A 23,346-nucleotide genomic window follows, 5' to 3' on the forward strand; every position below is an offset into this window, starting at 1 on the left:
CATGACTGTTTTCACCTGGCAGAAGTCCTCGTATAGCGGAGACGATTCTTCCTGCCTCTACCTGGCGAAATCGCCAGAATGGCAGAAGTCGACGTACAGCGATGCTGCGGCATCCTGTGTCTACCTGGCGCCCTCCCCCACCGGGACCATCCACCTCCGCGAGAGCGACGACCCCGACGTCATCCTCACCACAACCCCCGCAAGACTCCGCCCCCTCATAACCCACATAAAGGCGGGCGCCCTCCCCCCTACCCCCGATAGAGCGGATCCGTAAGATCCGCCCTTACCCCGCGTGCCAGCGCGGGCCGCGACAACCCCCGTACCCGACCAAAGATTTCGTCTGCCGGAACGGCGATCTGCGGCACCCCCCACCCCACAAGCTGCGCGACCGACGTCCCAAAGGCCACACCGCGCACCCCGCACCACACCAGCGCACCCGCGCACATCGGGCAGGGCTCGGCCGTAGCGACCACCACGTGCTCCGACAGCTCGAAGCCCCCCGCCACGGCCTCCCGCACAAGGTTCGTCTCGGCGTGGGCCGTCAGATCCCCACTCTCGCCCGTGTTGCCGGCGCCGGCGACAACCGCACCCGTCGCGGCGTCGACCAAAACGGCCCCGTAGGGCCACTTCGCCGCCGCACGGGCGTACTCCACGGCCGCGGGCATGGCCCGCAGAACAGCGTCCCGCAGCGGCGGGGGCCAGTCGCCGGACCATCCCGGATCGGGCGTGCGCGGGCGCGCGGACGGGGCGGCGCGCGTCAGGGAGAGCGGGGCGGCCGTGGCCGCCGTCAGAGACAGGACGCGCCGCCGCGAGAGGAAGGTCATCGCACCATGCTCGGCCTCATCACCCGCTCCGGGTGCGGATTCCCTCGGACGTCACCTGCTCGGACGGGAGGTCCGCGCTGCCATGGGGGCTGACTGCCCAGACAACGAGCGCACAGGCCGCGAACCCGGCGCCGAGAAGGCTGGAGCCAACCCAGCCGTGCGCGGCGAAGGCGGCGGTGGTCGCGGCGGCGCCGAGGGCGGAGCCGAGGGAGTAGAAGACCATGTAGCCGCCGATGACGGTGCTGAGCCGATCCGGATGCGCGGAAGTAAGAACGTGCTGATTGCTCACGTGTACGGCCTGGACGGCGAAGTCGAGGGCCACGATTCCGAGGACGAGGAGCCACAGGGCCCACGTGAGCTGCCCGATCGCCGCCCACGAGAGGATCAGCAGGAGCAGGGCGAAGCCACTGACCGGGGTCGCCCGGCCCGCGTCCGCCCACCGGCCCGCGCGGGACGCGCCGAGCGCGCCGGCGAGTCCGGCGACGCCGAAGAGTCCGATGTGGCTCTCGCTCAGGTGCCAGGGCGCGTCCGCCAGCGGGAGGGAAACGCCACTCCACAGGGTTCCGAACGACGCGAACAGGAAGAACGCGATCAGCCCGCGCGACAGGAAGAGGCGGTCCTTGAACAGTCCGCTGAGTAAGGAGACGGTCTGCTTGTAGCTGGGACCGGCCGGGCGGTCGTCCGGCGGCAGGGCGAGGAGGACGAGGGCCGCGAGGCCGAGTGACAGCGCCGCGAGCACGGCGTAGACGCTCCGCCAGCTCCATACGTCGGCGAGCGCGCCGGTGACGACCCGCGCGCCGAGGATGCCGATGACGACGCCGGAGGTGACGACGCCGATGTTCCGTCCGCGTTCGCCGGGCGGCGAGATCGACGCGGTGTAGGCCACCGTGGTCTGCACGACGACCGCGAACGCGCCGGCTGCCGCGAGCCCCGCGAACGCCATCCACGCGGCCGACGCGGAGGCCGTCAGGACCAGGCCCACCGCGGTGACGGCCAGGTGGACGGCGATGAGCCGACGCCTGTCGGCGACCACGTCGCCGAGCGGTACGAGCAGTAACAGCCCCGCGATATAGCCGAACTGGGCGGTCGAGACGATCCATCCGGAGAGGTCCGTGGACAGACCGAGATCGTGCCCCATCGGCTCCAGAACCGGCTGCGCCGCATAGACGCTCGCCACAGCCGTCCCGCACACCACCGCGAGCAGCGACCGCCGCCACACGTTCATCGCGCGTCCCCTCCCCAAAATCAGTAGCAGATCGCAACCGTTTTGACGCTACGGCAGAATGGTTTCAATCCGCAACCCATCTGGAGGTGTCATGCCGAGCCCCGACTGGACCGATCCCGGATGTCCCGTCGCCCGCGCGCTCGACCTCGTCGGCGACAGGTGGAGCCTTCTCGTCGTCCGCGACGCGATGGACGGGGCACGGGCGTTCACCGAGTTCCAGCGACGCACCGGCATCGCCCGGAACATCCTCACCGACCGCCTCCGCAAGCTCACCGCTCACGGACTCCTCGTCCAGCGCACCGCGCCGTCGGGGCGCCGCCAGGAGTACGTGCTCACCGACGCCGGGCGCGACCTCTTCGCGGTCATCCTCACGCTGCGGCAGTGGGGAGAGCGCCACGCGTTCGACCCGGGCGAGACCCACTCCACCCTTGTCGACCGGCACGGCGCCCCCGTACCGGACGTCACGCCGGCCGGAGCCGACGGCACGCTTCTCGACCCCGACACCACTCACGTGCGAAGGCCCCACTAGAACGGGTGGTTTGGAACCGGCTCTTCGTCCTACCGTCGAACTGCCCGCCAAGCTAACCCCGTTGTTACCGTCGGAATGACGTCCTGTCCGACGGGATCAAGGGGAGGGAAACATCGTGGGAACGAAGTGGTCCGCCGATCCATGGGGCACGGCGCTGGCCCTGGTCACCGTCATGGCCGCTACCGCGGCACCGGCGGCCGCCCACGGCCAGGCACCCGACCGGGCGAAGCCGGCCCAGCGCATCGTGCTCACGAACGCGGACACCGGCCGGTCCGTGACCGCGAGCCCGGGTGACGACATCGAAGTCCGGCTCACGGGCTACCGCGAGAACGGGCTCACCTGGACCTGGAGCATCCCGGCATCCAGCGACCCCGACGTTCTCCGGCGCACCGCCGGCCGTGCGGCACCGAACGGCGACGCGTCAGCCACCTTCAACGCGGAACACGGCGGCACCGCCACCATCACCGCGCAACGACGCTGCCGCCCCGACCCGGGCCATTTCTGTCCTTTGGTGATCACGCCGTGGAAGGTCACGGTCGAAGTGAAATGACCTCGTCAAGTGACCTGTTACCGCACGATCCCCGCGCGCTTCGCCGCCAGGACCGCCGAGACGCGATTGTTCGTGCCGAGCTTCCGGTAGACCTTCTCCAGGTGACGGTTGACCGTGTGCGGCGAGATCGTCAGACGGCGGCCGATGCCCGCCGCCGTCAGGCCCTCGGCCAGCAGCCCCAGCACCGTCAGCTCGCGCGGCGTCAGATCGTGCCGGGGCGGGGACGGGCCGCCGACCGGGGCGGCCGACAACCCGGACGGCGGCGTGGCCCCGGCGGCGTCGGCCACCGCGGCGCGGAGCCGGTGGAGTTCGCGGACGTGGCGGTCCACCCGGAGCAGGAGGGGCTGGACGCGCGCGGTGAAGGCGACTTCGTGTTCGGTGAAGTCGCCGCGCCGCCCGAGGCTGACGGCACGCAGCTCGCCGGGGACCCCGAGGAGGGGAACGCCGAGCTGGTGGGTGGTGCCGTAGTCGCGGCGGGCCTCGCTGTACCAGGAGGAGTTGCGCCAGGTGTCGCAGATCTGGGTGATGCTCACGGGGCTGGAGCCGGCGGCTTCCATGTACGCGATCAGCGGGTGCCGCTGCTGGACCCGGCGCCGGATGACCTCGCTGACGTCCGGTCCCATGGAGTGCGGCGCCCAGCCCTGAGCGTAGCCGTCCCGCTCGGCGACGCGGATGCCGGCGAAGATGACGGTGTCGCAGCCCAGCGCTTCCTGGAGGTGTCCGGCCATCAGGTGCCAGAGGGACTCGGGTTCGTCGTGCTCCAGGACGGCCATGACGAGGTCGAGCATGCGCTCGTAGTCGCGCGCGTGAAGTCCTGACATCGACGGGCCCGCTTCCTCTCGGCCCCCGCTCGCGGCATGCTACATGCGGTCGGCGAGCGCGGGTGAACGCCTCCTGTCAGGGGACGATGCCCGCGTGCTTGGCGGTCAGTACCGTCGAGACCCGGTTGTTGGTGCCGAGCTTCCGGTAGACCTTCTCCAGATGGCGGTTGACCGTGTGCGGGGAGATCGCCAGACGGCGCGCGATACCGCTCGCCGTCAGGCCCTCGGCCAGCAGCCCCAGGACCGTCAGCTCGCGCGGCGTGAGGTCGTGACGCGCCAGGAGCGGGCCTGCGACCGGTGCGGTGGGCGGCGCCGCCTCCCGTAGCCGGCGCAGCTCCCGTATGTGCCGGTCGGCGGCGGTCAGGAGCGGCTGGATCCGGGTCGCGAAGGCCAGGTCGTGCTCCGAGAAGTCGCCGGTCCGGCCCAGGACGAGGCCGCCCTGGGGGCCGTCCGCGCCCGGCAGGGGGATACCGAGCTGCTGGGTGGTGCCGAAGTCGCGGCGGGCCTCGCTGTACCAGGCGGATTCGCGCCAGCGGTCGGTGAGTTCGCGCACGATCACGGGGTGGTGGGCGCCGGAGGCCAGGTAGGGGACCAGCGGGTGGCGCTGGCGCACCCGGCGCTGGACCACCTCGTTCACGCCCTGCCCGAGCGACCGGGGCGCCCAGCCCCGGGCCTCGCCCCGGGCCCGGCGGAGGTCGATCGAGGCGAAGACGACCGTGTTGAGGCCGAGGGCGTCGACGAGGTGCGCGGAGACGAGGTGCCAGAGGGACTCGGGGTCGTCGTGCTCCAGGACGGCCATGGTGAGGTCGAGCATGAACTCGTAGTCCCGCGCCCGGAGTCCGAGCCCGTCCGGCTGTGGCATGGCGGGTCCGTCCCCTCTCGGGTCCCCGTCCGCCGCATGGTACCGGTTACGGAAAACGCCCCCAAGAGACCCGGGGGCCGCATGGGGGCGCGGAGGAGGCGGATCGCGCCGACGTCGAATCCCCCGTGGCCGGCGTCGGCGCGATCGCGCGTCCCTGTCAGGGTCGCACGCGGGCCTCCGGCCGCACGATGGGAAGAACTTCCCACTCAAGGGTGCGGGTGGCCCCACCCCCGGCCGGCCGGGTCGGGGTTGAGAGGTTCAGGGGACGATGCCCGCCTGCTGGGCCAGGAGCACGGTGGAGACACGGTTGTTGGTGCCGAGCTTCCGGTAGATCTTCTCCAGGTGGCGGTTGACCGTGTGCGGCGAGATCGACAGGCGGCGGGCGATGCCGCTCGCCGTCAGCCCCTCCGCCAGCAGCCCCAGCACGGTCAGTTCACGGGGCGTGAGGCCGTGGCCCGAGGGGTGGGCGGTGGTCAGGTCCGGCGCGGCGGTGCGCAGGCGGCGCAGCTCCTGGATGTGGTTGGCCGCGCCGATGAGCAGCGGCTGGAGGCGCGCGGCGAAGGCCACGTCCTGGGGGCCGAACCGGCCGTCGCGGCCCATGAGCACCAGGCGGGCCGTGCCGGGGGCGCCGGGGAGGGGCAGGCCCAGTTGCTCGGTGATGCCGAAGTCCCGGCGCGCCTCGCTGTACCACTGGGTGTGGCGCCAGCGGGCGCATAACTCGCCGACGGTCACCGGCTCGGACTCGCCGCCCACGGTGTAGGTCACCAGCGGGTGGTGCTGGCGCACCCGGCGCTGGACGAGGTCGCCGACGAACGGCGCGAGCCGCTGCGGGGCCCAGCCCTCCACCCTTCCGGTGCGCAGGGCCGAGTCGACGACGGAGAAGGTGACCGAGTCGCAGCCCACCGTCTCCAGGAGCTGCCCGGTGATCAGTTGCCAGGACGACTCGGGGTCGTCGCTCTCCAGAACGGCGACGGCGAGGTCGAGCATCCGCTCGTAGTCGCGCGTCTGGAGCTGCTGGGTCCGTGTCATCCCCGCCGTCCGCCCCCCGGCTCCACCGTGTCCGGCCCCCTAGCCCCAGCGCCCCGTGCGGCCCAGCAGCAGGGCCGCGGCCGCCGTGCCGGCGGTCGAGGTGCGCAGGACGCTCGGGCCGAGGCGGTAGGGGTGGGCGCCGGCCTCGGCGAAGGCGGCGAGCTCCTCGGGGGAGACGCCGCCCTCCGGGCCGACGACCAGGACGATGTCGCCCGTCTCCGGCAGGGGTGCCGTGGCGAGCGGGGTGCTGCCCTCCTCGTGGAGGACGGCCGCGAAGTCGGCGCCCGCCAGGAGCTCGGCGACCTGCCGGGTGCCGGCGAGGTCGGCGACGGTGGGGAAGCGCAGCCGGCGGGCCTGCTTGCCGGCCTCGCGGGCGGTCGCGCGCCACTTGCCCAGGGACTTCAGGCCGCGGTCGCCCTTCCACTGGGTGACGCAGCGGGAGGCGGACCAGGGCACGATCGCGTCGACGCCGGTCTCCGTCATGGTCTCGACGGCCACCTCGCCGCGGTCGCCCTTGGGCAGGGCCTGGACGACGGTGATCCGGGGCCGGGGCTCCGGCTCGGAGCGCACGGAGGTGACGGCGACGTCCAGGTGGTCCTTGCCCTCGACGGCGGCGACGGTGCCGTGGACGCCCGTGCCGGAGCCGTCGGTCAGGACGATCTCCTCGCCCACGCGCAGCCGGCGCACCGAGACCGCGTGGCGGCCCTCTGGCCCGTCCAGCGGGAAGACGGTGCCGGGGAAGACGCCCGTCAGGGCGTCCTCCTCGACCAGGAAGACCGGGGCTGTCATGAAGTACTCGCTCTCTCGCCGCGCCGATTCACACTCGTGTCCACCACTGCCTCCGGTCACGTCCGCGCGCTCAATGCCGTGCGGGCCGCGTCCAGTTCGGCCGCCAGGAGGCGTACCAGGTCGCCGGCGGGGAGCTCCCGCGCCAGGCGGTGGCCCTGGCCGGCCCACAGGTTCATGCCCTGGGGGTCGCCGGCGGCGGCCGCCGCCTTGCGCAGGCCGGAGGTCAGATAGTGGATCTGGGGGTAGGCGGCCGGGGCGTAGGGGCCGTGCTCCCGAAGGAAACGGTTCACCAGGCCGCGGGCGGGGCGGCCGGAGAAGGCCCGGGTGAGCTCGGTGCGGACGAACCGGGGATCGGTCAGGGCACGCTTGTGCAGCTCGTGGGCCCCGGACTCCGGGCAGGCGAGGAAGGCCGTGCCGAGCTGGGCGGCGCTCGCGCCCGCCGCGAGGACGGCCGCCACCTGGGCGCCGCGCATCAGGCCGCCGGCCGCGACGACGGGCAGCGGGACGGCCTCCCGGACCTCGGCCACGAGCGCCAGCAGGCCGACCCCGGCGCCCGCGCCGTCGGCGTGCGGGTCGTCGTGGTGGGTGCCCTGGTGGCCGCCGGCCTCTATGCCCTGGACGCACACCGCGTCGGCGCCCGCCTCGTGGGCGGCCAGCGCCTCGGCGGCGGAGGTCACGGTCACCACGGTCACGGTGCCGGCCTTGGCGAGGGCGTCCACGATCGTGCGGTCGGGACACCCGAAAGTGAAGGAGACGACGGGGACGGGGTCGTCGAGGAGGACGGCGAGCTTGGCCTCGTAGCCGTCGTCGGAGCCCTGGTCGGTCTCGCCCAGCGGGGTCCGGTACCAGGTGGACTCGCCGGCCAGCTGCTCGGCGTAGACCTCGATCGCCGCCGGGTCGGCGACGGGCGGCTGGGGCATGAACAGGTTCACGCCGAAGGGGCGGGACGTACGCGCGCGGAGCTGCTTGATCTCCTCGTACATCGCCGCGGGGGTCTTGTAGCCCGCGGCGAGGAAACCGAGGCCGCCGGCGTCGCCGACGGCGGCGGCGAGGGCCGGGGTGGAGGCACCGCCGGCCATGGGGGCCTGCACGATCGGGTGCTCGAACAGTCCGTTCAACGGGGCCATGAGCACATCGTGTCACAAGTGGGGTAACCGGGGGCTCAGCCCCCGATTACCCCGTGACCATCGGGCCTAACGGCCGTTGAACGCGTCCTTCAGCCGCGAGAACAGCCCCTGCTGCCCCGGCTTGAACTCGCCCGTCGGGCGTTCCTCGTTGCGCATCTTGGCGAGCTGGCGCAGCAGTTCCTCCTGCTGCGGGTCCAGCTTGGTCGGCGTGGTCACCTCGACGTGGACGACGAGGTCACCGCGGCCGCCGCCGCGCAGGTGGGTGACGCCCCGCTGGTGGAGCGGGATCGACTGGCCGGACTGGGTGCCCGGGCGGATGTCGATCTCCTCGACGCCGTCCAGGGTCTCCAGCGGCACCTTCGTGCCGAGCGCCGCCGCCGTCATCGGGATGGTGACCGTGCAGTGGAGGTCGTCGCCACGCCGCTGGAACATCGGGTGCGGCTTCTCGTGGATCTCCACGTAGAGGTCGCCGGCGGGGCCGCCGCCGGGGCCGACCTCGCCCTCGCCCGCGAGCTGGATCCGGGTGCCGTTGTCGACACCGGCGGGGATCTTCACCGTCAGGTTCCGCCGGGACCGGACGCGGCCGTCGCCGGCGCACTCCGGGCACGGGGTCGGCACGACCGTGCCGAAGCCCTGGCACTGGGGGCAGGGGCGGGACGTCATGACCTGGCCCAGGAAGGACCGGGTGACCTGGGAGACCTCGCCGCGGCCGCGGCACATGTCACAGGTCTGCGCGGACGTGCCCGGGGCCGCGCCCTCGCCGCTGCACGTGGTGCAGACGACGGCGGTGTCGACCTGGATGTCCTTGGTGGTGCCGAAGGCCGCCTCGGTCAGGGTGACCTCGAGACGGATCATGGCGTCCTGGCCGCGGCGCGTGCGCGAGCGCGGACCGCGCTGCGAGGCCTGGCCGAAGAAGGCGTCCATGATGTCGGAGAAGTTGCCGAAGCCCGCGCCGCCGAAGCCGCCGCCGGCACCCCCGCCGCCCGAGGAGGACAGCGGGTCGCCGCCGAGGTCGTAGACCTGCTTCTTCTGCGGGTCGGAGAGCACCTCGTAAGCGGCGTTGATCTCCTTGAACCGCTCCTGGGTCTTCGGGTCCGGATTGACGTCCGGGTGGAGCTCTCGCGCGAGACGGCGGAAGGCCTTCTTGATCTCGTCCGCGGAGGCGTCGCGGCGGACGCCCAGGATCGCGTAGTAATCCGTGGCCACTTACGACTCCGCCAGGATCTGTCCGACGTAACGTGCCACTGCGCGTACCGCTCCCATCGTTCCGGGGTAGTCCATGCGGGTCGGTCCGACCACGCCGAGTTTGGCGACGGCCTCGCCGCCCGAACCGTAGCCGACGGCGACGACGGATGTGGAGTTCAGCCCCTCGTGGGCGTTCTCGTGACCGATGCGCACGGTCATCTCCGAGTCCTTGGCCTCGCCGAGCAGCTTGAGCAGCACGACCTGCTCCTCCAGCGCCTCCAGCACGGGCCGGATCGTCAGCGGGAAGTCATGACCGAAACGAGTGAGATTGGCGGTGCCGCCGATCATCAGCCGCTCCTCGGTCTCCTCGACCAGCGTTTCCAGCAGGATCGAGAGGACTGTGGAAACGGTTCCGCGATCATCCTTCTCGAACGACTCGGGGAGGTCCTGCACCAGCTGCGGCACGTCCGCGAACCGGCGGCCCACGACGCGGCTGTTCAGCCGCGCGCGCAGATCCGCCAGCGCGTTCTCACCGACCGGCGCCGGGCAGTCGACCATGCGCTGCTCGACCCGCCCGGTGTCGGTGATCAGGACGAGCATCACCCGGGCCGGGGCCAGGGACAGCAGCTCCACATGACGCACCGTCGAACGGGTCAGCGAGGGGTACTGCACCACCGCGACCTGACGCGTCAGCTGCGCCAGCAGCCGGACGGTCCGGGCCACCACGTCGTCCAGGTCGACGGCGCCGTCCAGGAAGTTGTGGATGGCGCGCCGCTCCGGCGTCGACAGGGGCTTGACGCCCGCGAGCCTGTCGACGAAGAGGCGGTAGCCCTTGTCGGTCGGAATGCGGCCGGCGCTGGTGTGAGGCTGGGCGATGTAGCCCTCCTCCTCCAGCGCGGCCATGTCGTTGCGCACGGTGGCCGGGGAGACCCCCAGCCGGTGCCGCTCGGTGAGCGCCTTGGAGCCGACGGGCTCCTCGGTGCCGACGTAGTCCTGGACGATCGCGCGCAACACCTCGAGCCTTCGTTCGCTCAGCATTCGCGCGCACCTCCAGTCCAGTGGTCCAGCCGTCGTACGACCGTACGGGTCCTACGGTTTCTTACCGGGTCTCACAGGGTCTTCACCCCTGGCACTCAATGGTCACGAGTGCCAGATCCCTCCAGCCAGTGTACGGCCGGGCCCCACGGCCAGGGCAAGGGCCGTCCTCGCCGCGTGCCCGCGGCCGGGCCGCAGCAGGCAACCGTACCGCTCTGCCGCTAGCGTCGCGGTATGCAGACGCAAGGGGATGCCGGCACCGCGCACGCCGGTGGGGAGCACTGGGAACGGCTCGCGCCCGGGGTCGTCCGCCGCAGGTTGCCGGGCTGGGACGCGACCGTCGGGGCGATCGCGGGGGCGGACGGCGTGCTCGTCGTCGACACGGGCTCGTCGCTCCACGAAGGGGTGGAGATCCGTCGCGAGGTGCAGGAGCTCTTCGGGCTCCCCGTGACGCACATCGCACTCACCCACCCCCACTTCGACCACGTCCTGGGCACGGCCGCGTTCTCCGGCGTCCAGGTGTACGCGGCGGTGGGCACCGAGGAGCTGCTGGCGCGGGAGCGGGAGGAGCTGCGGCACGACGCGGTCCGGCACGGCATGGAGCCCGACACCGCCGCCGAGGCCGTGGACCTCCTCGTCCTCCCCCACCACGCGGTGTCCGGGGAGGTCACCGTCGACCTGGGCGGCGGTCGGCGGGTGCTGCTCGCCAACATCGGACCCGGGCACACGGCGCACGACCTGGCCGCGCTGGTGGCGGGGGAACGCGAGGTCGTCTTCTGCGGCGACGTCGTCGAGGAGTCCGGCGAGCCGCAGGCGGGCCCGGACGCCCTCCCCCACGCCTGGCCGGCGGCCCTGGACCGGCTGCTGTCCCTCGGCGGCGACGACGCGCTGTACGTGCCGGGGCACGGCGCGGTCGTGGACGCGGCGTTCGTACGGGCGCAGCGCGACGCGCTGGCGGAGCGCTTCGGCGTGTCGTGACGGCGGTGTGGATCTTGAACCACAATGGCCCGCATGTGGAGCAAGCGGTACAGCCCTGATCTCACTCCTCCGTGGAAGCGGTCCGCTCCCGTCCCGGAGATCCCGGCGGAGCCGGATCTCGTGGTCGAGGAGGTCACGACCGGTTTCTGCGGGGCGGTGATCCGCTGCGAGAAGACGGCCCAGGGGCCGACGGTGACGCTGGAGGACCGCTTCGGCAAGTGCCGGGTGTTCCCCATGGAGCCGCGCGGGTTCCTGCTGGACGGCCGGGTCGTCACCCTCGTCCGCCCGGCCCCCGCTCCCCCGGCGGCCCCCGCCCGCACCGCCTCCGGCTCCCTCGCCGTCCCCGGCGCCCGCGCCCGCGTCGCCCGCGCGGGCCGCATCTACGTCGAGGGCCGGCACGACGCGGAGCTCGTGGAACGGGTGTGGGGCGACGACCTGCGCGTCGAGGGCGTGGTCGTCGAGTACCTGGAGGGCGTCGACGACCTCCCGTCGATCGTCCGCGCCTTCGGCCCCGGTCCCGACGCGCGGCTGGGCGTCCTGGTCGACCACCTCGTGCCCGGCTCGAAGGAGTCGCGCATCGCGGCGGAGGTGACGGCGGAGTCCCCGCACGTGCTGGTCGTGGGTCACCCGTACGTGGACGTCTGGGAGGCCGTGAAGCCGGCGTCGGTGGGGATTCCGGGGTGGCCGACGGTGCCGCGGGGGCAGGACTGGAAGACGGGGGTGTGCCGGGGGCTGGGGTGGCCGGAGAACACGGGTGCGGCGTGGCAGCGGATCCTTTCCGCCGTGCGGTCCTATAAGGACCTGGAGCCGGCGCTCCTCGGGCGGGTCGAGGAGCTGATCGACTTCGTGACGTGCCCCTGACCCGCCCTTTCACCGTTTCCGAGCGGGGCTGTGCCCCCTCGCACCCCCGGACGGGCTGATTTCAGCCCCTCCGGCGTTTGAGGAGCGGGGTCTGGGGCGGAGCCCCAGGAAACGGTGAAAGGGCGGGGCTGGGGCTCAGTCCACCAGGTCGCGGACGACCGCGTCGGCCAGCAGACGACCCCGCAGGGTCAGCGCGGCCCGCCCGCGCTCGTACGCCTCCGGCCGCAGCAGGCCGTCCGCAAGCGCCCGGGCCGCCGCCTGGGAACCGGCCGGCTTCAGGAGCGACAACGGGCACCCCTCCTCCAGCCGCAGCTCCAGCAGAATCCGCTCCACCCGCCGGTCCTCCTCCGAGAGGAGCTCCCGGCCCGCCCCCGGCGACCGCCCCTCGGCCAGCGCCTGCGCATACGCCCCCGGATGCTTGACGTTCCACCACCGCACGCCCCCCACGTGGGAGTGCGCCCCCGGCCCCGCGCCCCACCAGTCCGCGCCGCGCCAGTAGAGCTCGTTGTGGCGGCAGCGGCCCGCCTCGTTCGTCGCCCAGTTCGAGACCTCGTACCAGGAGAAGCCGGCCGCCGAGAGCGCCTCCTCGGCGATCAGGTAGCGGTCCGCGTGGACGTCGTCGTCCGTCATCGGCACCTCGCCGCGCCGGATGCGCCGCGCGAGCTGCGTGCCCTCCTCGACGATCAGGGCGTACGCCGAGACGTGGTCGGGGCCCGCGCCGATGACCGCGTCCAGGGAGGCGCGCCAGTCGTCGTCGCTCTCCCCCGGCGTGCCGTAGATCAGGTCGAGGTTGACGTGCTCGAAGCCCGCCGCGCGCGCCTCCGCCACACACGCCTCCGGGCGGCCCGGGGTGTGGGTGCGGTCGAGGATCTTCAGGACGTGCTGGCGGGCGCTCTGCATGCCGAAGGAGACGCGGTTGAAGCCGGCGGCCCGCAGCTCCTCCAGGTAGCGGGGGTCGACGGACTCGGGGTTGGCCTCCGTGGTGACCTCGGCGCCGTCCGCCAGCCCGAACTCGTCGCGGATCGCGGCGAGCATCCGGCCCAGGTCGGCGGCGGGCAGCAGCGTGGGCGTGCCGCCGCCCACGAAGACCGTCTCGACCGGGCGGGGGTCGTCGCCGAGCACCTTGCGGGCGAGGCGGATCTCCTCGGCGACCGTCTCCGCGTAGTTCTCGCGGGAGGCGAGGGCGCCGCCGGAGCCGCGCAGCTCGTTCGCGGTGTAGGTGTTGAAGTCGCAGTAGCCGCAGCGGGTGGCGCAGTACGGGACGTGGAGGTAGAAGCCGAGGGGCCGCTGCCCGGAGCCGTCGAGGGCGTGGCGGGGCAGTGCCCCGTCCTCGGGCATGGGCTCACCATCGGGCAGTACGGAAGGCATACCGCCCATTGTCCGGCATGCCGCGGGTTACTCGGCCCGCAGCACCAGCAGCGCCAGGTCGTCGTCCGGTGGCGTCGGCGCGAAGCCGTGGACGGCGCGGCGGATGCGCCCGGCGACGCCTTCGGCCGTGAGGCCCGCGCAGCCCGCGAGGGCGGTGGCGAGGCCGTCGCCGTCGTCGAAGAGGCGGTTGCCGGCCTTGCGCTCGGTGACGCCGTCGGTGACGCACAGCAGGGTGTCGCCGTGCGCGAGGTCGAAGGACTGGCTGACGTAGGTGACGTCGTCGACGACGCCGAGGAGCATCTGCGGCGCCGCCACGCTGCGCACCGATCCGTCGGGGCGCAGGAGCAGCGGCAGCGGGTGCCCGGCGCTGGCGAGGGTGCAGCGGACGCCCTCGCGGTGGGGCACGAGCTCGCCGTAGAGGAGGGACAGGAAGCGCGGCCCGGCGCCGGTCTCCGCTTCGGCCGCCTCCTCGGCGAGCATCCGGTTGAGCCGGGTGAGGACGTCGCCGACGCCGTAGCCCTCCTTTCCCAGGAGCCGGAGCCAGGGGCGGACGAGGCCGGTGGTCACGGCGGCCTCGGGGCCGCTGCCGCAGACGTCGCCGAGGGCGAAGCACCAGCGGTCGGGCCCGGCGGCGAAGACGTCGTAGAAGTCGCCGCCGGCGGCCGTGTCGCCGCGGGGTTCGTAGACGACGGCCTTGTCGAGCCCGGGGATCTCGGCGACGCGGCGTGGGAGCAGCCCGCGCTGGAGGATGCGGCTGATGGTGGCCTGGCGGGTGTATTTGCGGGCGGAGGCGAGGGCCAGGGCGAGGCGGCGGGCGAAGTCCTCGGTGAGGGTGACGACGTCGCCGCTCATGGCGGTGGGCCCGGAGCGGCCCAGCAGGAGGGTGCCGACGCCCCGGCCGCCCGCGACCAGCCGGCAGGCCAGGGCCGAGCCGTGGGCCGGGCCCCCGGCGGTTCCGTCGGACGGGCCGTCGCACGGGCCGGCGGGGGCGTGGGGCCAGGGGACGGCGCGGCCGGCGGGGGCCAGGGCGGGCGGGGTGCTCTGGAGGGCGAGCCGGAGGGGCTCGACGCAGCTCTCGTGGGCGTGCCAGACGCGGGAGAGGCGCGGGGCGGGGCGGATGCCGCCGGGGGTGCTCTCGGCGTCGAGCCAGACGGCGCACCAGTCGGCGAGGCGGGGGACGGCGAGCTGGGTGGCGAGGGAGGCGACGGTGTCCTCGTCGAACTGGCCGGAGAGCAGTTCGGATGCCTCGGCGAGGAAGGACAGGGCGCGGTGGGGGCCGCTGTCGCCGAGATCGCGGGCGGGTGGTTCGCAGGGGGTGCCGGGGGCGAGGATCTCGGCGACGCGGAGGTCGCCGAGGAGGGTGTGGTCGACGGCGTACGAAGGGCCCGTGGGGTCCCTGGGGCTGGTGGGGAGGTGGAACCAGACGGTCTTGTCGGTGCGGCGGTAGGCGGTGCCCCAGGTCTCGGCCAGTTCGGCGACGAGGCGCAGGCCCTGGCCGCCGTGGGCGGGGCCGTCGGCGCGGTCCCCGCAGCCCTGGCGGGGGCGGGCGCGGAACTCCCGGGCGGGGTGGTGGTCGGTGACCTCGACGACGAGGCTGCCGCCGCGCGCCGGGTCGAGCCGGCATTCGAGGTCGACCGATGTCCCGGCGTGCACCACGGCGTTGGTCACCAGCTCGCTGACGAGCAGCGTGGCGTCGTCGGTGATCACGGCGTGGGCGTTCCACCCGGCGAGCACGCTGCGGACGAACCGCCGGGCGGCGGAGGGCGCGCGGGCATCGCCGGGCAGGCTGGTGCGGGCCGTGGGCGGTCCGGACGACGGCGGGTCGGGACTACGGGCGGGGTTGCGCGGAACCGGCCCGTCCGTACGGGGCTTCGGTGATGTCCTCACAGTGGCGCTCCTGACCGCATACGGCATAGTGCGGATTTCACCACCGACAGACTGACAGACTGTCGGTGCTCAGGTGCGCCGAGTTGAGTAAGTGACCGCTATGGGAGTACGCGGGCCGCACGGCCCCCCGACCGGGCCTTCCCGCCGCTCCCACCTGTCAGTCTTCCTTGGAGCCCGCGTACATCTCCTCGATGAGGTCCTTGTACGTACGCTCGACGACCGGCCGCTTGAGCTTGAGGCTGGGGGTCAGCTCGCCGTGCTCGATGTCGAGGTCGCGGGGCAGCAGCCGGAACTTCTTGATCGTCTGCCAGCGCTGGAGCCCCTCGTTCAGCTCCCGCACATAGCCCCCGATGAGCGCCTGGGTCTCCTCGGCGGCGACCACGTCCGCGTACGAACGGTCCTCCATGCCCTGCTCCTTGGCCCAGGTCAGCAGGGCCGGGCCGTCGAGGGCGATGAGGGCGGTGCAGTAATTGCGGTCGGCGCCGTGCACCAGGATGTTGGAGACGTAGGGGCACACGGCCTTGAAGCGGCCCTCGATCTCGGCGGGGGCGATGTACTTGCCGCCCGATGTCTTGATCAGGTCCTTCTTCCGGTCGGTGATCCGCAGATAGCCGTCCGGGGAGAGCTCGCCGATGTCGCCGGTGTGGAACCAGCCGTCGGGCTCCAGGACCTCGCCGGTCTTCTCGGGCTGGCCGTGGTAGCCCTCCATGACGCCGGGGCTGCGCAGCAGGATCTCGCCGTCGTCGGCGATGCGCACCTCCGTGCCGGGCAGGGGCTTGCCGACGGTGCCGGTGCGGTAGGCCTCGCCGGGGTTGACGAGGTTGGCGGCGCTGGTCTCGGTGAGGCCGTAGCCCTCCAGAATGTGGATGCCGGCGCCGGCGAAGAAGTAGCCGATGTCGGGGGCGAGGGCGGAGGCGCCGGAGACACAGGCGCGCAGCCGGCCGCCGAAGGCGTCGCGGATCTTGGCGTAGACGAGGGCGTCGGCGACGCGGTGTTTGGCGGCGAGCCCGAAGGGGACGGCCTTGCTGCCGGTGCGGCGGTAGTTGTCCTGGGAGACCTTGGCGTACTCGCGGGCGACCTCGGCGGCCCAGCGGAAGATCTTGTACTTGGCCGGGCCGCCCTCGCGGGCCTTGGCCGCTACCCCGTTGTAGACCTTCTCGAAGATCCGGGGGACGGCGGCCATATAGGTGGGGCGGACGATCGGCAGGTTCTCCACGATCTTGTCGACCCGGCCGTCCACGGCGGTGATGTGGCCGACGCTGATGTGCCCGGCGGTGAGCACCTTGCCGAAGACGTGGGCGAGCGGCAGCCACAGGTACTGCACGTCGTCGGGGCGGACGAGCTCGGTGGCCTGGATCGCGCGGGACATGTACGACCAGGCGTCGTGGCGCAGCCGTACGCCCTTGGGGCGGCCGGTGGTGCCGGAGGTGTAGATGAGGGTGGCGAGCTGCTCGGGGCGCAGGGCGGCGATGCGGTCCTTGACGGCCCGGGGGTGGCGCTCCAGGTGGGCGGTGCCGCGCTTCTCCAGGTCGGCGAGGGAGAGCACCCAGCCCTCCGGGTCGCCCTCGGCGGGGACGGCGTCGGCCGCGTCGATGACGACGACGTGGGCGAGGTGCGGGAGTTCGGCGCGGCGCAGCCGGGCCTTGGCGAGCTGGGCGGCGTCCTCTGCGATCAGGATCCGGCAGTCGGCGTCGGAGAGCATGAAGGCGGTCTCGTCGGCGTTGGTGCTCGGGTAGACGGGGGTGGTGGCGGTGCCCGCGCACATGATGCCGAGGTCGGCGAGGATCCAGTCCACCCGGGTGGAGGAGGCGAGGGCGACGCGCTCCTGGGGGAGGACGCCGAGGTCGATCAGGCCGGCGGCGATGGCGAAGACCCGGTCGGCGGCCTGCCGCCAGGTGAGCGAGGCCCAGGTGTCGGGGCCCTCGCCGGAGGGGGACGGCACGGGGTGGCGGTAGGCCTCCGCGTCCGGTGTGGCCTCGACCCGTTCGAGGAAGAGCGTCGCCACGGAGGGCGGCCTGTTCTCGATCAGAGCCTGTGTCTCGGTCACGGCATCCTCCGGGGTCCGGCTTCGTCGCTGGACTGCTTTCGTTGGCTTTCACCCTGGTGACCCGCGAGTAACCTCCGCGAGCAGTGATCAGACTAGAGCGGAAGGGCCTCTCGCGTAAGAGTGCGAGGGGGCACGGTTTGGCCGAGGGGTTTCCACAAACGGCGACGTGCCCCGACCGGGAACCGGTCGGGGCACGTCGCGCGCTGCGCCGCGGGCGCGTGAGGGCTACTTCTTGCCCTTCTCGCCGCTCTCGTCGCTGGACAGCACCGCGATGAAGGCCTCCTGGGGGACCTCCACGCTGCCGACCATCTTCATGCGCTTCTTGCCTTCCTTCTGCTTCTCCAGCAGCTTCCGCTTACGGGAGATGTCACCGCCGTAGCACTTGGCGAGGACGTCCTTGCGGATGGCGCGCACGGTCTCACGGGCGATGACCCGCGAGCCGATGGCGGCCTGGATCGGCACCTCGAAGTTCTGCCGGGGGATGAGCTCGCGCAGCTTGGCGACGAGACGGACGCCGTACGCGTACGCCTTGTCCTTGTGGGTGATCGCGGAGAACGCGTCGACCTTGTCGCCGTGCAGCAGGATGTCGACCTTGACCAGCTCGGCGGTCTGCTCGCCGGTGGGCTCGTAGTCGAGGGAGGCGTAGCCGCGGGTCTTGGACTTCAGCTGGTCGAAGAAGTCGAAGACGATCTCCGCGAGGGGCAGGGTGTAGCGCAGCTCGACCCGGTCCTCGGAGAGGTAGTCCATGCCGAGCATCGTGCCGCGGCGGGACTGGCAGAGCTCCATGATCGCGCCGACGAACTCGGTGGGCGCCAGCACGGTCGCCTTGACGACCGGCTCGTGGACCTCGGCGATCTTGCCCTCGGGGAACTCGCTCGGGTTGGTGACGACGTGCTCGGCGCCGTCCTCCATCCGCACGTTGTAGACCACGTTGGGGGCGGTGGCGATGAGGTCGAGGCCGAACTCGCGCTCCAGCCGCTCGCGGACCACGTCCAGGTGGAGCAGGCCGAGGAAGCCGACGCGGAAGCCGAAGCCGAGGGCGGCCGAGGTCTCCGGCTCGTAGACGAGCGCGGCGTCGTTGAGCTGGAGCTTGTCGAGGGCCTCGCGCAGCTCCGGGTAGTCCGAGCCGTCCAGCGGGTACAGGCCCGAGAACACCATCGGCTTGGGGTCCTTGTAGCCGCCCAGCGCCTCGGTGGCGCCGTTCTGCTGGGAGGTGATCGTGTCACCGACCTTGGACTGCCGCACGTCCTTCACACCCGTGATGATGTAGCCCACCTCGCCGACGCCGAGGCCGTCGGCGGGCGTCATCTCGGGCGAGGAGACACCGATCTCCAGCAGCTCGTGGGTGGCGCCGGTCGACATCATCTTGATGCGCTCGCGCTTCTTGAGCTCACCGTCGACGACACGGACGTAGGTGACCACGCCGCGGTACGAGTCGTAGACCGAGTCGAAGATCATGGCGCGGGCCGGGGCGTCCTTGACGCCGACCGGGGCCGGCACCTGGGCGACGACCTTGTTGAGCAGCTCGTCGACGCCGACACCGGTCTTCGCGGAGACCCGCAGCACGTCCTCGGGCTCGCAGCCGACCAGGTTGGCCAGCTCGGCGGCGAACTTCTCCGGCTGGGCGGCCGGCAGGTCGATCTTGTTGAGGACCGGGATGATCGTGAGGTCGTTCTCCATCGCCAGGTAGAGGTTGGCGAGGGTCTGGGCCTCGATGCCCTGGGCGGCGTCCACGAGGAGGATGCAGCCCTCGCACGCGGCCAGGGAGCGCGAGACCTCGTAGGTGAAGTCGACGTGCCCCGGCGTGTCGATCATGTTCAGGATGTGGGTCGAGCCCTCACCCTCGCCCTCGGTGGGCGCCCACGGCAGCCGGACCGCCTGGGACTTGATCGTGATGCCGCGCTCGCGCTCGATGTCCATCCGGTCGAGGTACTGCGCGCGCATCTGCCGCTGGTCGACCACGCCGGTCAGCTGGAGCATCCGGTCGGCGAGCGTCGACTTGCCGTGGTCGATGTGCGCGATGATGCAGAAGTTACGGATCAGAGCCGGGTCGGTACGGCTCGGCTCGGGCACGTTGGTAGGGGTGGCGGGCACGCAGGATCCATTCGGTGACTTCGGCGCGGACGCGCCAGTCTCGGCGGGAGTCGGGTATACGACCCCACCATGGTCCCACGAGCGGCGGGTACGGTCCGGTTTGGGACGGCCGAGTGGCTGCTGGTAGCCTGGTGCACCGTGCCTGTCGTGCCCTCTACACGACGGGATCCCATGGCCACCGGCCGTGTGATCACGCACTCATCGAAATCCAACGAACCTGAAAAGGCTCTTTTCGTGGCGAACATCAAGTCCCAGATCAAGCGGAACAAGACCAACGAGAAGGCGCGCCTGCGCAACAAGGCCGTCAAGTCCTCGGTCAAGACCGCCGTCCGCGCGGCCCGCGAGGCTCTCCTCGCCGGTGACGCCGAGAAGGCCGCCGCCCTCGTCGCCTTCGCCGGCAAGAAGCTCGACAAGGCCGCCAGCAAGGGTGTCCTGCACAAGAACGCCGCCGCCAACAAGAAGTCGGCGCTGGCCAAGCAGGTTGCCGGCCTCAAGGGCTGAAGAAGCCTTTCCGGGGCGTGAGCCCCGGAGCCTCGCCGGTACGGACAGAAGCGGCCCCTCTACCGCTCCGTTCCCGGCACCCCGCCGCGCTCGGTCGTTCGCCACGCGGGCGCGGCATGAGCCCTATGGGCTCGTCTGAACGTTCCTGGAGGCCCGCCTCCGCCCTTCCCCAGGGCGGAGGCGGGCCTCCAGGCGTTTCGGGACGCAGCCCCCCTTGGGCGACGGGTGCGGGCCGATTGGTCTACGCGCGGGCGCGGGCGGCTCGGGCCACTGCCACGACCGCCTTCTCCAGGGCGTACTCGGGGTCGTCGCCGCCGCCCTTGACGCCGGCGTCGGCCTCGGCGATCGCGGTGAGGGCGGCCGCCACCCCGTCCGCGGACCAGCCGCGCATCTGCTGGCGCACCCGGTCGATCTTCCACGGCGGCATGCCCAGCTCACGGGCGAGATCCCCGGGGCGGGCGCCGCGCGGCGCGGAGGCCAGCTTGCCGATCGAGCGGACACCCTGGGCCAGGGCGCTGGTGATCAGCACGGGCGCGACGCCCGTGGACATGGCCCAGCGCAGGGCCTCCAGGGCCTCGGCCGCCCGGCCCTCCACGGCACGGTCGGCGACGGTGAAGCTGGACGCCTCCGCGCGGCCCGTGTAGTAGCGGGCGACGACCGACTCGTCGATGACGCCCTCGATGTCCGCGACGAGCTGCGCGCAGGCGCTCGCCAGCTCGCGCAGATCGCTGCCGATGGCGTCGACCAGGGCCTGGCACGCCTCCGGCGTCGCCGAACGGCCGGTCGCGCGGAACTCGCCGCGCACGAACGCGAGCCGGTCCGCCGGCTTCGTCATCTTCGGGCAGGCCACCTCACGGGCCCCCGCCTTGCGGGCCGCGTCGAGCAGCCCCTTGCCCTTGGCGCCGCCCGCGTGGAGCAGCACCAGGGTGATCTCCTCGGCGGGCGCGCCGAGGTAGCCCTTCACGTCCTTGATCGTGTCCGCGGAGAGGTCCTGCGCATTGCGGACGATCACGACTTTGCGCTCGGCGAACAGGGACGGGCTGGTCAGCTCGGCCAGCGTGCCGGGCTGGAGCGCGTCGGGGGTGAGATCGCGGACGTCGGTGTCCGCGTCGGCCGCGCGGGCGGCCTTCACCACCTCCTGAACGGCGCGGTCGAGAAGGAGATCCTCCTGGCCCACGGCGATCGTCACGGGGGCGAGCAGGTCGTCGGTTGCAGTCTTCCTGGCCATCGTGACCAGCATCCCATGCGCCAGTGACAGACCCCGCCGAAAGCCGCCGGAGGCATACCGCACAATAAGCGGGTGACCAGCGCTTCTCCCTTCTCTTCCCAGTCTTCCGACCCCGTACGGCACCTGCTGGTGCTGCCCGACCGCGACGCCGCCGAGGAGGCGGCCGAGGAAGCGGGCCGGCGGTTCATTCTCGACGACGACCCCCAGGTGGTCCGCGAGGCGCTCGCCGGCGAGGACGACGCCGAGGACGCCCAGTGGCTGGTCGTCATCGACGACCCCGACGGCGAGCTCGACCGCGCCGCGCTGCGCGAACTCGCCGAGGAGTACGACGGCTGGACCGAGGTCGAGTAGACCCGGACCCTCGTGGGCCACGGCCGGGGCGGGTCAGCTCCCCTGGCCCGCGCCGCGCACCCCGGGGACCCGCGCCAGCTCCAGGCCGAAGTGCTCCCGGTAGGCGGCCGCCACCTCCCCTTCCGCCAGCGTCCGCTCCACGCGCCCGCCGGCGTCCGTCGTCACGAGCGTCGTCGTCACGAGCGTGCGGCCGCTGATGGTGACCCGGCCGCCGTCCTCGGTGAGCCGGGAGCAGAGCACCGACTGCCCGAACGGCGAGAGCGGCGAGGTCCGGTGCCACCAATTGCCGGCCTCGAAGTCGGCCAGCGCCCGGGGGCGCCGCTCCAGGCGGTACTGCACCGCACCGTCCTTGCTGACGTCCAGGTCCCCCTCCTCCGTCTCGGCGATCCGGAACACCCCTCCGGCGTCCAGCTGGTCGCCGCGCTCGGTGAAGCTCAGCGGATGGTGACTGTTCCGGCCGAAGCCGACGTCCACCAGCCACTCCTCCCCCTGCCCGCCTTCGGCCCCGACCAGCAGGGCCAAGTGGTCGAAGGGGATCCCGAACGTCCCGTCCGGCCCCATCACCCGCGCCGCCAGCAGCGTCACCCGATAGCCGAGCGCCGTCAGCAACTCCGCGAACGCGCCGTTGAGCTCGTAGCAGTAGCCTCCCCTCCGCCTGCGCACGACCTTGTCCACCAAGGCCCCGCCCTCCAGCACGATCTCCTCACCGAGGTGGATCGAGAGGTTCTCGAAGGGCACCGCCACCAGATGGCGGAACTGCAGGTCCCGCAGCGCCTCCAGGGTGGGGGCGGCCGGGCGGGTGGCGTCGATGTGACGGAGATAGGCGTCGATATCCGCTGCGTGCATGACTCCGTTATCCCCCACGCGGGGAGAGCACCGCATCGGTCCACGGACCTAGATCGTCTCGGCCTTTCCGCCGGGTGGCCTCGTCTCCTTCTCGTCCCTCTCGACCTTCGCGTCCTTCTCACCGTGACGGCCACCGGGCCGCCGGCCCCGTCCGTCCCGCCCGTGACGGCCACCGGTCCGTCGGTGTCGGTGCGCAGGACCGCCGCCCCCTGCTCCCGCAGCGCGCCGATCGTCCGGGCCGCCGGATGGCCGTAGGGGTTGCCGGCGCCCACGGAGATCACCGCCAGCCGGGGGTGGAGCCCACGTGTCAGCCGGGTGTCCTGGTAGGCGGAACCGTGGTGGGCGACCTTGAGGACGTCCACCTGTGGGAGGCCGGGGTGCGTCTCCCACAGCTCCTCCTGGGCGGGTGGTTCGAGGTCCCCGAGCAGCAGGAGGGTGAGCCCACCCGTGCGGACGAGGAGGACGACGCTGGCGTCGTTGGGCCCCTCCTCCGCCACGGCGGACGTCCCGGCGGGCGGCGGCCACAGCACCTCCCACGACAGCCCGCCCACGCTCCGCCGCTCCCCCGGCGCCGCCTCCACGACCGGCACACCCGCCCGGCGGGCCTCCCGCCGGACGAACGCCGCCTGGCCCTCCGGCAGCGCGTACGGGGTCGTCTCGATCGCCCCCACCGCGCGGCCGCGCAGCACCCCCGGCAGGCCGTCGACGTGATCGGCGTGGGAATGTTCTTCGCGCTCAGCGTGTCTCATGAGACATTCGCTCATGCTTTCAACGCTTGCAGTGAGCCCTGGCGAGTTTCGGCTCAAGGATGCGGTTGGGCTGAGACTGCCTGGTCGACAGTACCGGCGCCCCAGCAGAAGCCGGGCCGAGTGGACAGATCAGGCCCGGGGCGTCCTGAGATCAGGCTCTGCAGTTCCGCGCCGGCAGCCAGAACAACAGCGCTATGCCAGGCTGATCCGCAGCCTGGCATAGCCCAAAGCCAATCGATCACATTGTGTTGATATGCCACCACATCCAGTAGAACGCCGCACCTCCAGCGGCGCCGGCTGCGCCGCGGAGAAAGTACACCCACAGCAGGCGGCCATAGCGGTGGGTCAGACGCCTGGTACGACTCTGAGTGCCGAGAGGATTTCGGGCCCGCTTCGAGCTGTTGGGCTTCCGCGCTTCATGCCTACTCATTCCAACCTCCCAGGTTGACGGGATTCCGTC

At 72.2% G+C, this 23,346-nt stretch carries 22 protein-coding genes and 1 pseudogene; 7 read left to right on the forward strand and 16 right to left on the reverse strand.

Annotated elements, in window-relative coordinates:
- The first annotated feature begins 1 nt into the window (after window position 1).
- Window positions 2–274, forward strand: coding sequence for a DUF397 domain-containing protein (locus tag ACX9I7_RS01690; protein WP_459386282.1), 273 nt, complete (start codon window positions 2–4; stop codon window positions 272–274).
- On the opposite strand, the gene ACX9I7_RS01695 is transcribed toward ACX9I7_RS01690, so the two are convergent.
- Both ACX9I7_RS01695 and ACX9I7_RS01700 read right to left on the reverse strand, forming a co-directional pair.
- Window positions 249–824, reverse strand: coding sequence for a nucleoside deaminase (locus tag ACX9I7_RS01695; protein ID WP_459386283.1), 576 nt, complete (start codon window positions 822–824; stop codon window positions 249–251). The genes ACX9I7_RS01690 and ACX9I7_RS01695 overlap by 26 nt on opposite strands.
- A gap of 19 nt (window positions 825–843) precedes the next feature.
- The gene (locus ACX9I7_RS01700; RefSeq protein WP_459386284.1) at window positions 844–2,049 is read right to left on the reverse strand and encodes an MFS transporter; all 1,206 of its coding nucleotides are present in this window, start codon (window positions 2,047–2,049) and stop codon (window positions 844–846) included.
- A 91-nt stretch (window positions 2,050–2,140) separates the two neighbouring features.
- Between ACX9I7_RS01700 and ACX9I7_RS01705 the strand changes: the two genes are divergently transcribed.
- Window positions 2,141–2,578, forward strand: coding sequence for a winged helix-turn-helix transcriptional regulator (locus tag ACX9I7_RS01705; protein WP_459386285.1), 438 nt, complete (start codon window positions 2,141–2,143; stop codon window positions 2,576–2,578).
- A gap of 115 nt (window positions 2,579–2,693) precedes the next feature.
- Complete coding sequence (locus ACX9I7_RS01710; protein WP_459386286.1) at window positions 2,694–3,128, forward strand: hypothetical protein; 435 nt, start codon at window positions 2,694–2,696, stop codon at window positions 3,126–3,128.
- Window positions 3,129–3,145: 17 nt separating this feature from the next.
- Here ACX9I7_RS01710 and ACX9I7_RS01715 read toward each other — a convergent pair whose 3' ends face one another.
- The 7 genes from ACX9I7_RS01715 to hrcA form a co-directional block, all read right to left on the reverse strand.
- Window positions 3,146–3,949 (reverse strand): helix-turn-helix transcriptional regulator, encoded by an 804-nt coding sequence (locus ACX9I7_RS01715; protein ID WP_459386287.1) that lies wholly within the window; start codon window positions 3,947–3,949, stop codon window positions 3,146–3,148.
- A gap of 76 nt (window positions 3,950–4,025) precedes the next feature.
- Window positions 4,026–4,811, reverse strand: a complete 786-nt coding sequence (locus tag ACX9I7_RS01720) for a helix-turn-helix transcriptional regulator (RefSeq protein ID WP_459386288.1) — start codon at window positions 4,809–4,811, stop codon at window positions 4,026–4,028.
- A 258-nt stretch (window positions 4,812–5,069) separates the two neighbouring features.
- Window positions 5,070–5,840 carry a response regulator transcription factor gene (locus ACX9I7_RS01725; RefSeq protein WP_387575892.1) on the reverse strand — a complete coding sequence of 257 codons (771 nt, stop codon included), beginning with the start codon at window positions 5,838–5,840 and terminating at the stop codon, window positions 5,070–5,072.
- Between the two features lie 39 nt (window positions 5,841–5,879).
- Window positions 5,880–6,629 (reverse strand): 16S rRNA (uracil(1498)-N(3))-methyltransferase, encoded by a 750-nt coding sequence (locus ACX9I7_RS01730; RefSeq protein ID WP_189452221.1) that lies wholly within the window; start codon window positions 6,627–6,629, stop codon window positions 5,880–5,882.
- A 56-nt stretch (window positions 6,630–6,685) separates the two neighbouring features.
- Window positions 6,686–7,756: a nitronate monooxygenase gene (locus ACX9I7_RS01735; protein WP_459386289.1), complete on the reverse strand. Its 1,071-nt coding sequence runs from the start codon at window positions 7,754–7,756 to the stop codon at window positions 6,686–6,688.
- A 66-nt stretch (window positions 7,757–7,822) separates the two neighbouring features.
- Entirely contained in the window at window positions 7,823–8,962 is a 1,140-nt protein-coding gene (gene dnaJ / locus ACX9I7_RS01740) for a molecular chaperone DnaJ (RefSeq protein WP_459386290.1), read from the reverse strand.
- Window positions 8,963–9,979: a heat-inducible transcriptional repressor HrcA gene (hrcA, locus tag ACX9I7_RS01745; RefSeq protein ID WP_189452227.1), complete on the reverse strand. Its 1,017-nt coding sequence runs from the start codon at window positions 9,977–9,979 to the stop codon at window positions 8,963–8,965.
- Between the two features lie 231 nt (window positions 9,980–10,210).
- Here hrcA and ACX9I7_RS01750 point away from each other — a divergent pair, with 231 nt between their 5' ends.
- Both ACX9I7_RS01750 and ACX9I7_RS01755 read left to right on the forward strand, forming a co-directional pair.
- Window positions 10,211–10,954: an MBL fold metallo-hydrolase gene (locus tag ACX9I7_RS01750; RefSeq protein WP_459386291.1), complete on the forward strand. Its 744-nt coding sequence runs from the start codon at window positions 10,211–10,213 to the stop codon at window positions 10,952–10,954.
- 33 nt (window positions 10,955–10,987) lie between these two features.
- Window positions 10,988–11,815 carry a DUF3097 domain-containing protein gene (locus tag ACX9I7_RS01755; RefSeq protein ID WP_459386292.1) on the forward strand — a complete coding sequence of 276 codons (828 nt, stop codon included), beginning with the start codon at window positions 10,988–10,990 and terminating at the stop codon, window positions 11,813–11,815.
- A 135-nt stretch (window positions 11,816–11,950) separates the two neighbouring features.
- On the opposite strand, the gene hemW is transcribed toward ACX9I7_RS01755, so the two are convergent.
- From hemW to lepA, 4 genes are all read right to left on the reverse strand, one after another.
- Complete coding sequence (hemW, locus tag ACX9I7_RS01760) at window positions 11,951–13,183, reverse strand: radical SAM family heme chaperone HemW (RefSeq protein WP_459386293.1); 1,233 nt, start codon at window positions 13,181–13,183, stop codon at window positions 11,951–11,953.
- A gap of 27 nt (window positions 13,184–13,210) precedes the next feature.
- Complete coding sequence (locus ACX9I7_RS01765; RefSeq protein ID WP_459386294.1) at window positions 13,211–15,097, reverse strand: SpoIIE family protein phosphatase; 1,887 nt, start codon at window positions 15,095–15,097, stop codon at window positions 13,211–13,213.
- Window positions 15,098–15,227: 130 nt separating this feature from the next.
- The gene (locus tag ACX9I7_RS01770; protein WP_189452237.1) at window positions 15,228–17,117 is read right to left on the reverse strand and encodes an AMP-dependent synthetase/ligase; all 1,890 of its coding nucleotides are present in this window, start codon (window positions 17,115–17,117) and stop codon (window positions 15,228–15,230) included.
- 225 nt (window positions 17,118–17,342) lie between these two features.
- A complete protein-coding gene (lepA, locus tag ACX9I7_RS01775) occupies window positions 17,343–19,211 on the reverse strand; it encodes a translation elongation factor 4 (RefSeq protein ID WP_189452238.1) in 1,869 nt (622 codons plus the stop codon).
- Window positions 19,212–19,445: 234 nt separating this feature from the next.
- On the opposite strand from lepA, the gene rpsT reads away from it, so the two are divergent.
- Entirely contained in the window at window positions 19,446–19,712 is a 267-nt protein-coding gene (gene rpsT, locus ACX9I7_RS01780) for a 30S ribosomal protein S20 (protein WP_189452240.1), read from the forward strand.
- A 241-nt stretch (window positions 19,713–19,953) separates the two neighbouring features.
- On the opposite strand, the gene holA is transcribed toward rpsT, so the two are convergent.
- The gene (holA, locus tag ACX9I7_RS01785) at window positions 19,954–20,940 is read right to left on the reverse strand and encodes a DNA polymerase III subunit delta (RefSeq protein ID WP_358630711.1); all 987 of its coding nucleotides are present in this window, start codon (window positions 20,938–20,940) and stop codon (window positions 19,954–19,956) included.
- A gap of 72 nt (window positions 20,941–21,012) precedes the next feature.
- On the opposite strand from holA, the gene ACX9I7_RS01790 reads away from it, so the two are divergent.
- Window positions 21,013–21,291, forward strand: coding sequence for a hypothetical protein (locus ACX9I7_RS01790; protein WP_189452244.1), 279 nt, complete (start codon window positions 21,013–21,015; stop codon window positions 21,289–21,291).
- Between the two features lie 33 nt (window positions 21,292–21,324).
- Here the strand turns inward: ACX9I7_RS01790 and ACX9I7_RS01795 are convergent, their stop codons facing one another.
- Together ACX9I7_RS01795 and ACX9I7_RS01800 are read right to left on the reverse strand one after the other, a co-directional pair.
- Window positions 21,325–22,137 carry an arylamine N-acetyltransferase family protein gene (locus ACX9I7_RS01795; RefSeq protein ID WP_387575876.1) on the reverse strand — a complete coding sequence of 271 codons (813 nt, stop codon included), beginning with the start codon at window positions 22,135–22,137 and terminating at the stop codon, window positions 21,325–21,327.
- 146 nt (window positions 22,138–22,283) lie between these two features.
- Window positions 22,284–22,862 (reverse strand): annotated as a pseudogene (locus ACX9I7_RS01800) (ComEC/Rec2 family competence protein); the annotation flags it as partial.
- Window positions 22,863–23,346: the final 484 nt, after the last annotated feature.

Source organism: Streptomyces sp. L500, from assembly GCF_054551825.1.

Coding starts and splice junctions, on each gene's coding strand:
- ACX9I7_RS01695 (WP_459386283.1), bottom strand. CDS start 824: ATGACCTTCCTCTCGCGGCGGCGCGTCCTGTCTCTGACGGCGGCCACG.
- hrcA (WP_189452227.1), bottom strand. CDS start 9,979: ATGCTGAGCGAACGAAGGCTCGAGGTGTTGCGCGCGATCGTCCAGGAC.
- ACX9I7_RS01735 (WP_459386289.1), bottom strand. CDS start 7,756: ATGGCCCCGTTGAACGGACTGTTCGAGCACCCGATCGTGCAGGCCCCC.
- ACX9I7_RS01720 (WP_459386288.1), bottom strand. CDS start 4,811: ATGCCACAGCCGGACGGGCTCGGACTCCGGGCGCGGGACTACGAGTTC.
- ACX9I7_RS01795 (WP_387575876.1), bottom strand. CDS start 22,137: ATGCACGCAGCGGATATCGACGCCTATCTCCGTCACATCGACGCCACC.
- ACX9I7_RS01690 (WP_459386282.1), top strand. CDS start 2: ATGACTGTTTTCACCTGGCAGAAGTCCTCGTATAGCGGAGACGATTCT.
- ACX9I7_RS01730 (WP_189452221.1), bottom strand. CDS start 6,629: ATGACAGCCCCGGTCTTCCTGGTCGAGGAGGACGCCCTGACGGGCGTC.
- ACX9I7_RS01700 (WP_459386284.1), bottom strand. CDS start 2,049: ATGAACGTGTGGCGGCGGTCGCTGCTCGCGGTGGTGTGCGGGACGGCT.
- holA (WP_358630711.1), bottom strand. CDS start 20,940: ATGGCCAGGAAGACTGCAACCGACGACCTGCTCGCCCCCGTGACGATC.
- ACX9I7_RS01765 (WP_459386294.1), bottom strand. CDS start 15,097: ATGCCGTATGCGGTCAGGAGCGCCACTGTGAGGACATCACCGAAGCCC.
- ACX9I7_RS01755 (WP_459386292.1), top strand. CDS start 10,988: ATGTGGAGCAAGCGGTACAGCCCTGATCTCACTCCTCCGTGGAAGCGG.
- ACX9I7_RS01725 (WP_387575892.1), bottom strand. CDS start 5,840: ATGACACGGACCCAGCAGCTCCAGACGCGCGACTACGAGCGGATGCTC.
- hemW (WP_459386293.1), bottom strand. CDS start 13,183: ATGCCTTCCGTACTGCCCGATGGTGAGCCCATGCCCGAGGACGGGGCA.
- ACX9I7_RS01750 (WP_459386291.1), top strand. CDS start 10,211: ATGCAGACGCAAGGGGATGCCGGCACCGCGCACGCCGGTGGGGAGCAC.
- ACX9I7_RS01705 (WP_459386285.1), top strand. CDS start 2,141: ATGCCGAGCCCCGACTGGACCGATCCCGGATGTCCCGTCGCCCGCGCG.
- ACX9I7_RS01715 (WP_459386287.1), bottom strand. CDS start 3,949: ATGTCAGGACTTCACGCGCGCGACTACGAGCGCATGCTCGACCTCGTC.